Genomic DNA, 8,391 nt, shown 5'->3' on the forward strand with positions numbered 1-8,391 from the left:
ATAGAGAGGAATCACCTTGACTCAGTATCCAAATGGTATACCAGCACACGGTGGCCACCTAATTAATCGGATTGCCACACCAGCAGAACGACAAGAATTCATGGGAAAAAGCTGAAAGCTTGCCAAAGGTACAATTAGACAAGCGGGCTCTTTCAGACTTAGAAATGATAGCTATAGGAGGCTTTAGCCCTCTCAATGGCTTTATGGAAGCAGATGACTATGAAAGCGTAGTCATTGATATGCGTCTCAAAAATGGACTGCCTTGGAGTATACCTGTAACATTATCAGTCTCAGAAGAAGTAGCAGATTCAATCAAAGAAGGAAGTTGGGTGCGTCTAGATTCTCCAGAAGGAGAATTTGCAGGAGTTTTAGAATTAACTCAAAAGTTCCGCTACAATAAAGCCCATGAAGTAACCAATGTTTATCGCACAGATGAAGAAAAACATCCAGGAGTGAAAGTTGTTTATGATGCTGGCCCAGTTAACTTAGCAGGTCCAGTCTGGTTATTAGAGCGTCATCCTCACCCATTATTTCCCAAATATCAAATAGATCCAGCCGAGTCCAGAAAACTCTTCCTAGAAAAAGGTTGGAATACAGTAGTTGGTTTCCAAACCCGTAACCCGATCCACCGTGCCCACGAATATATTCAAAAATGTGCTTTAGAAACAGTAGATGGTTTATTTCTACATCCTTTGGTGGGTGCTACCAAATCAGATGACATTCCTGCTGATGTCAGGATGCGTTGTTACGAGATTATGTTAGAAAAATACTTTCCTCAAGACCGAGTAATGATGGCCATTAATCCTTCGGCTATGCGTTATGCTGGCCCACGGGAAGCAATTTTTCATGCTTTAGTGCGGAAAAATTATGGTTGTACCCACTTCATTGTTGGTCGAGATCATGCTGGGGTAGGGGATTATTATGGAACTTATGATGCTCAATATATCTTCGATGAGTTTGAACCCGGAGAGTTAGGTATCGTTCCGATGAAGTTTGAACACGCTTTCTACTGTACTCGTACCAAAGGTATGGCCACAAGCAAAACAAGTCCAAGTATCAAAGAAGAAAGAATTCATTTATCAGGGACAAAAGTACGAGAAATGTTACGTCGGGGTGAGTTACCACCACCAGAATTTTCACGACCAGAAGTAGCAGCAGAGTTGGCTAATGCAATGAAAGCTCAGGCAAATTAACAGAAATTTTTCTGGTATAGCCCTCAAAGATAAGGCATAATTAGAAAATGGAGGCGGGTTATGAAAGTTATACCTTAGTTAAAGGTAAGCTTTAAACCCGCCTTTAAGAGTTAGGTAAAGAAACTCTGATTTTGGCAGTTAAGCCAGTTAAAAAGGATACTTAATTTATACTAATAAATTAGCTATTGAATATTACTGTAATTGTTCTATACAATTGCCTCAGTTAATATATTCTAACTGTTTAGATGGATAGTGAGTCAGATGAGAGACTGAAGCAGCCATTTTGGCACGAGCATCAAGTTATCTCTAAGAGTTTTTTTAACTGGATGACTGGTTAAAATCCGATCAGAAAGACGCACAAAACTCAACTCGTGAGTGGGCTTTGTTGCATGAAAGTAGCGATCGCCCTTATTGATTAAGGACAGAATGCGTCAATTATATAGAAAATTAATACTGTTGTTATATCAAAGTTCTTACTTGACTCAGTTAAAGGTAGGAAATTAAGGAAGAAGAATGGGATTAAAGCGGCGGGAATTTCTGCAAAGGGCTAGCTTGGCCCTAGGAGCATTGGGAATAAATGAAGCAGGGTGGTGGCGTCTCCAAAGTCATTACTCAGAAGCCTTAGCTCAAACTACAGGACGTAAATTAGCATTTTTAGTAGGTATTAATGAATATCCAGATGCACCTCTGTCTGGGTGTGTTACAGATGTGGAGATGCAGCAGGAGTTGCTAATTCATCGGTTTGGTTTTTTACCTACTGATATTCTCACTCTCACAAATAAACAAGCTACTAGGGAAAATATAGAAACAGCTTTTATTAATCATTTAACTAATCAAGCTAAACCAGATGACTTAGTTTTATTTCACTTTAGTGGCTATGGTAGTCGTGTGAGTAAGATGATTGATGAGGATGAAGATAATGAGTTAAGTGCCTCAAATTTAACATTTCAAAATACTCTAGTACCAATAGATGGGATACCTCCCAACGATCGGGGTAGAGCAATAAATGATGTTTTACAAGAGACTCTATGGTTATTATTGTGCTCTCTCTCCACCACAAAAGTCGTAACTGTATTAGATACTAGCTATGTATATCCGGGTAAAAATTTGCAAGGTTCTCTAAGAATTCGTTCTCGACCTAGTTCAACTACAGAACAAATTAATATTAAAGAGAAAGCAATACAAACGCAACTTCGCGATCGACAAAATATTCTAGGAGAACAGGAAATCTATGAAAGCCAACTGCCAGGGGTAATTCTTAATGCTAGTCAAGAGAGCCAATTTGCTACTGAAACTGACTGCAATGGTTTGAGCTACGGTCTATTTACCTATGCTCTTACCCAAACTTTATGGTCTACAACCCCTGTAAGNCAGGAAATCTATGAAAGCCAACTGCCAGGGGTAATTCTTAATGCTAGTCAAGAGAGCCAATTTGCTACTGAAACTGACTGCAATGGTTTGAGCTACGGTCTATTTACCTATGCTCTTACCCAAACTTTATGGTCTACAACCCCTGTAAGCAAACTACAAATTAGTTTTTCACGAGCCGGTAGCTCCGTAGAACAAGTAACTGGAGCTAATCAGCAGCCAGAGTTGAAACAAGCAAAACAACAGAAAATTGCTCAATCAACAGAAATAGCTACTATAACTCCAGTAACTATTAGTTATCAAAACCTATTGAGTCCTTCATTACCACCTGCTAGCGGTGTAGTAACTTCAGTAGAAGATAATGGCAAAACAGCAAATCTATGGTTAGGAGGATTACCAATTAGTATTCTTGATACAGTTAAATCTAATTCCCTATTCACAACCTTACCTGATTTAGATTCAGATCCAAACTTTCGATTACAAATTCGGAGTCGAACTGGCTTAAAAGCAAAAGCTTCCGTAATCATTGAAACTAATAACAGCTCACAACAATCATCAGAACAGCAGCAAGAAGAGTTTCAGAACGATGAAAATACGAACAACCAAATACAAAAAAAACCTCAAAAATCTCCTCCTAATTCTCAACTTTTAGCAGGATCGCTGGTACGAGAAAAGATTAGAGTTGTGCCTCGACCTATGGATGTAATGATAGCTCTAGATCCTAATATGTCAAGAATTGAGCGGGTAGATGCTACCAGTGGTTTTTCAGCAATACCTCAAGTTACTGTAGTGCCAAATACACAGGCAGCAGATTATGTATTTAGTCGAGTTCGGGAAACAGCTATTGCTCAAAGTCCTTCAGCACCTCTACCCTCGATGTCTCAGGGTCGTTATGCTCTATTTTCTCTAGGTCAGGTGCTAATACCCAATAGTTCAGGAGAAGGAGGAGAAGCAGTCAAGGTAGCAGTACAAAGGTTAAGTTCCCAATTGAAAACTTTGCTGGCAGCTAAGATATTACGCTTAACTAATAATGAAGGATCTACTCAAATTAAACTTAGAGCTAACTTAGCTACTGTTACTCCAGAAGCAAAGAGCGTTATGCGTCGAGAAACTTTCGGAATTAGNCTCAGGGTCGTTATGCTCTATTTTCTCTAGGTCAGGTGCTAATACCCAATAGTTCAGGAGAAGGAGGAGAAGCAGTCAAGGTAGCAGTACAAAGGTTAAGTTCCCAATTGAAAACTTTGCTGGCAGCTAAGATATTACGCTTAACTAATAATGAAGGATCTACTCAAATTAAACTTAGAGCTAACTTAGCTACTGTTACTCCAGAAGCAAAGAGCGTTATGCGTCGAGAAACTTTCGGAATTAGCGATGGGGAAAAATTTCAAACTAATAGAGAAGAAGATGTAGGCAAGTTGGGAGTTTCTGATGGATTACTAACTTTACCTATTGGCAGTAGAATTCAATGTCGATTATATAATGATGGCGATCGCCCAGTCTATTTTATGTTATTCATTTTAGACAGTAGTGGGCGCATTCTTTTTCTCGATCCAACTATATCTAATCAACCTGGGAATAATGCTCAACTTTCACAAACAGGTATGGTTATTTCTCCGGNTGGGCGCATTCTTTTTCTCGATCCAACTATATCTAATCAACCTGGGAATAATGCTCAACTTTCACAAACAGGTATGGTTATTTCTCCGGGTGATAGTATAAATATGCCTCCGGTGATTAGCAGTTCCCCTATAGATACAGAATCTTTTGGGTGGAGAGTAATAGGTCCTGAAGGATTATCAGAAATTATGATTCTCTCTAGCCATCAACCATTTAAGGAAACAATTGCAGCTCTTGATGGAGAGGTGCGTCAGGTTAGAGACGATCGCCTAATTAAAGAAGTATTAAATCCTTTAGCAGTAGCAGAAGCAGTGTTACGAGATTTACAGAGTGCAAGTCAATCAACTATTCAATCTACTGGGTTATCAACAGATGATTATACTCTAGATATTAATAGTTGGGCAACTCTGAGCTTTGTTTCTAGAGTTGTTTAACTTCCCGCCAGGGGAGTCCCGCGCTCTCCCGGAGGGGAGCGTCGTATAGGAAAGCCAGGGCTAAGATTCGGATACCTTCATAAGCTGTTCATATGCCTTTGACAAGCTAGGTACATTTTGTTATTATCAATGTCAACACAGGGGGAGGACATCACCTCNACCTTCATAAGCTGTTCATATGCCTTTGACAAGCTAGGTACATTTTGTTATTATCAATGTCAACACAGGGGGAGGACATCACCTCTGTCACGCGCAGCGGTCAGGGTTTCCCAGACTGAAGAATCCCGCATTGTCCCGTAAGGGCAACGTCGGGAGTATGTCAAAACAATACTTTGTACTAAAAACTAGAAACATAGTTATACTAGGGGCTTGATTAGCCCTTATTTTATTTTCTGTTCTCCTCAGAAGTAGAGTAATTATGCTAGTCATAGTTGGTTTACTTGAAAAGCGCTATAAATTATATTAAAGCTATGCAGAAAACAGAGACTCCTTTAACATTTAGACTGTGGACAGTTGATGAATATTATCTGATGGCTGAAGCAGGAATATTAGACCCAGAAGAGCGAGTAGAATTAATGGAAGGGCAAGTAATTAGAATGGCAGCAAAAGGAATTTCCCATGTTATAGCTGGAAAGCAAACACAGAAATTACTAGAAAATCTTTTGGCACAGAAAGTTTTGGTCTGGACACAAGACCCCATCCGATTAAATAATTATTCTGAACCTGAACCAGATATTGCTCTTGTCATGCCACCTCTAGAACGTTATTTAGACCATCATCCAATAGCTTCAGAAGTTTATTTAATTATTGAGGTTGCAGATACAACTTTCAGAATTGATAGGGATAAAAAAGCAAAAGCTTATTCTAGATCGGGAATAGCAGATTATTGTATTTTAGATGTTGTAGACCGCCAGTTGCACGTTTTTCGCGAACCTTCTGAAGCGGGTTATCAAAACGAGATTATTTTTTCCGAAACAGAGAGTATTTCTCCTTTAGTATTTCCTGATGTAAGTGTGATTGTAAGTCAAATGTTACCGAAAAATAAAGCTTTAAAGGAGAGGCTTTAAAGGAGAAAAAGCGGTCGTTTAGCGTTCCGCACAACCCGCGTTTTTCATGTTGCGGAGCAAAACGGCTTTCGCCGACATAAAAAACGTTTGCGATAGCATTCCGTAAGGAAAGTTTCCCCCTGAGTGGGATGGGGAGTTTTCCTGCTCTTAACAGAGCCGCTCCGCTTTATATGTTGCAGAGCAAAACGCCATATCCAATCTCCCCTTGAAAAGAAAAAAATTTCCCTTTTAACCAATCCTCTTATCTTCAAGAGGAGGTAATTATTAATTGTTGAACACCAGTTATCGCGTAACTATACTACCGATTCTTCATCAACAAAGCTTACATGATTTTATNTTTTCCTGCTCTTAACAGAGCCGCTCCGCTTTATATGTTGCAGAGCAAAACGCCATATCCAATCTCCCCTTGAAAAGAAAAAAATTTCCCTTTTAACCAATCCTCTTATCTTCAAGAGGAGGTAATTATTAATTGTTGAACACCAGTTATCGCGTAACTATACTACCGATTCTTCATCAACAAAGCTTACATGATTTTATCAAATTGACATAACATATATTGGTATGAATGTCAAAATAAATTTTGTCGTATTAACACTCTTGATCGAGTTATGCAAAATTGGTTAAACTAACTAAAGATTATGATATATTAAGGAAATAACTAAATGGTTGCAACACCAGTCCAAATTAAACACGAAGTTAAAGACCAATCCCTGGCCCCTCTAGGAAAGCAAAGAATTGAGTGGGCAGGTAGAGAAATGCCTGTTTTACGCCAAATTCAAGAACGGTTCGCCAAAGAAAAGCCATTAAGCGGAATTAAATTAGCAGCTTGCTGTCACGTTACAACCGAAACTGCTCATTTAGCGATCGCTCTCAAAAATGCTGGTGCTGATGCTGTCTTAATTGCTAGTAACCCTCTATCTACTCAAGACGATGTAGCTGCTAGTCTAGTAGTTGATTATGGTATTTCTGTGTTTGCCATAAAAGGAGAGGATGAAGAAACTTATCTGCGCCACGTTGAAACTGCTTTAGACCATAGACCTAATATTATTATTGATGATGGTAGTGATGTTGTCGCAACTCTAGTAAAAAATAGACAAGATCAACTTCCTGAACTCATTGGTACCACTGAGGAAACTACTACAGGTATTGTTCGTCTCCGAGCAATGTTTAATGATGGGGTGTTGACTTTCCCTGCGATGAATGTTAATGATGCAGACACCAAACATTTCTTTGATAACCGCTACGGTACTGGTCAATCTACTTTAGATGGTATCATCCGTGCTACTAATGTTTTATTAGCAGGTAAAACTACTGTTGTTGTAGGTTATGGATGGTGCGGTAAAGGGGCAGCTCTACGCGCTAGAGGTTTAGGTGCAAATGTAGTTGTAACTGAAATCGATCCAGTTCGCGCTATTGAAGCTATCATGGATGGTTTCCGCGTAATGCCAATGGCGGNATGATGCAGACACCAAACATTTCTTTGATAACCGCTACGGTACTGGTCAATCTACTTTAGATGGTATCATCCGTGCTACTAATGTTTTATTAGCAGGTAAAACTACTGTTGTTGTAGGTTATGGATGGTGCGGTAAAGGTGCAGCTCTACGCGCTAGAGGTTTAGGTGCAAATGTAGTTGTAACTGAAATCGATCCAGTTCGCGCTATTGAAGCTATCATGGATGGTTTCCGCGTAATGCCAATGGCGGAAGCTGCTCCTATAGGCGATTTATTTATTACTGTTACTGGTAATAAGCACGTTCTTCGTGGGGAACATTTCGATGTGATGAAGGATGGAGCGATCGTTTGTAACTCCGGTCACTTTGATATTGAAATTGACCTGAAGACTTTGGGTGAAAAAGCTGATGAAGTGAAGACAGTTAGACCTTTCACTCAACAGTATAAACTCAAAAATGGTAAGTCTGTAATTGTATTGGGTGAAGGACGGTTAGTTAACTTGGCTGCTGCTGAAGGTCATCCTAGTGCAGTTATGGATATGAGTTTTGCTAACCAAGCATTAGCTTGCGAATATTTGGTTAAGAATAAGGGTAAATTAGAGAATGGTTTACACTCTATTCCTGTGGAAGTTGATAAGGAAATTGCTCGTTTGAAATTACAGGCAATGGGTATTGGTATTGATACTTTGACTCCTGAACAAGTTGAGTACATGAATTCCTGGACTGTTGGTACCTAATTAAGAAGTAGAAGTTAGCTATTAGCTAGCCTCTTACAGAGGAACTGCCTCTTGCAGAGGAGCTACGCTAACGCTTTTTCCTTCGGAATGCTAGCGCAAACATTTCGCGCAGCTAAACGTTAACAGCTTCTCAAGGTGTTTAATGGGGGTTTTAATCCCCATTAACAGTTACTACTAATTTTTCAATCAGGTATAGTGGGAGACTGTTAACTTTGAATTTTTACCAATAGATAATTTATAATTTATAATTAATCAATTCGGTTTAAAACCTCTCCTTTTAAGGATAAAATAAAGTGCTAGGAGATTTCGTTATCTTCAATCAAGTACAGTTTTAACCAGAGGTAATTATCCATTATTCATTATCAATTAATTAAAGAGTATTTTGTCAGGCAAAGCTGATAGCTAGTTAGATATTAATTTTCGGAGAGGTTTTCCAATAATTGTTAGGCCAATTAATAAATTAAAGATTAAATCTCCTATATGGGGACCACCTTCATAGAAGGCTTCCTCTCGAATACCCAT

Annotated in this window: 3 protein-coding genes and 4 pseudogenes; 6 read left to right on the top strand and 1 reads right to left on the bottom strand. The window is 39.1% G+C overall.

Annotated features, from left to right (window positions below):
* The first annotated feature begins 16 nt into the window (after positions 1 to 16).
* The 6 genes and pseudogenes from sat to AFK68_RS21130 form a co-directional block, all read left to right on the top strand.
* A pseudogene (gene sat / locus AFK68_RS21105) lies at positions 17 to 1,193 on the top strand (sulfate adenylyltransferase).
* A gap of 513 nt (positions 1,194 to 1,706) precedes the next feature.
* Positions 1,707 to 2,563: caspase domain-containing protein (locus AFK68_RS45915; protein ID WP_371357485.1), on the top strand; the 857-nt coding region annotated here is incomplete at its 3' end.
* A 1-nt stretch (position 2,564) separates the two neighbouring features.
* Positions 2,565 to 3,685 (top strand): annotated as a pseudogene (locus AFK68_RS45920) (hypothetical protein); the annotation flags it as partial.
* A 1,397-nt stretch (positions 3,686 to 5,082) separates the two neighbouring features.
* Positions 5,083 to 5,679, top strand: coding sequence for a Uma2 family endonuclease (locus tag AFK68_RS21120; RefSeq protein WP_094674832.1), 597 nt, complete (start codon positions 5,083 to 5,085; stop codon positions 5,677 to 5,679).
* Positions 5,680 to 6,341: 662 nt separating this feature from the next.
* Positions 6,342 to 7,134, top strand: a 793-nt coding sequence (locus tag AFK68_RS21125) for an adenosylhomocysteinase (RefSeq protein ID WP_143438104.1), incomplete at its 3' end; no start/stop codon positions are given.
* Position 7,135: 1 nt separating this feature from the next.
* Positions 7,136 to 7,869, top strand: a pseudogene (locus tag AFK68_RS21130) (adenosylhomocysteinase); the annotation flags it as partial.
* A gap of 423 nt (positions 7,870 to 8,292) precedes the next feature.
* Here AFK68_RS21130 and AFK68_RS42190 read toward each other — a convergent pair.
* Positions 8,293 to 8,391 (bottom strand): annotated as a pseudogene (locus AFK68_RS42190) (PH domain-containing protein); the annotation flags it as partial.

Origin of the sequence: Hydrocoleum sp. CS-953 (assembly GCF_002260545.1) — a bacterium.
Taxonomy (GTDB): Bacteria; Cyanobacteriota; Cyanobacteriia; order Cyanobacteriales; family Microcoleaceae; genus Trichodesmium.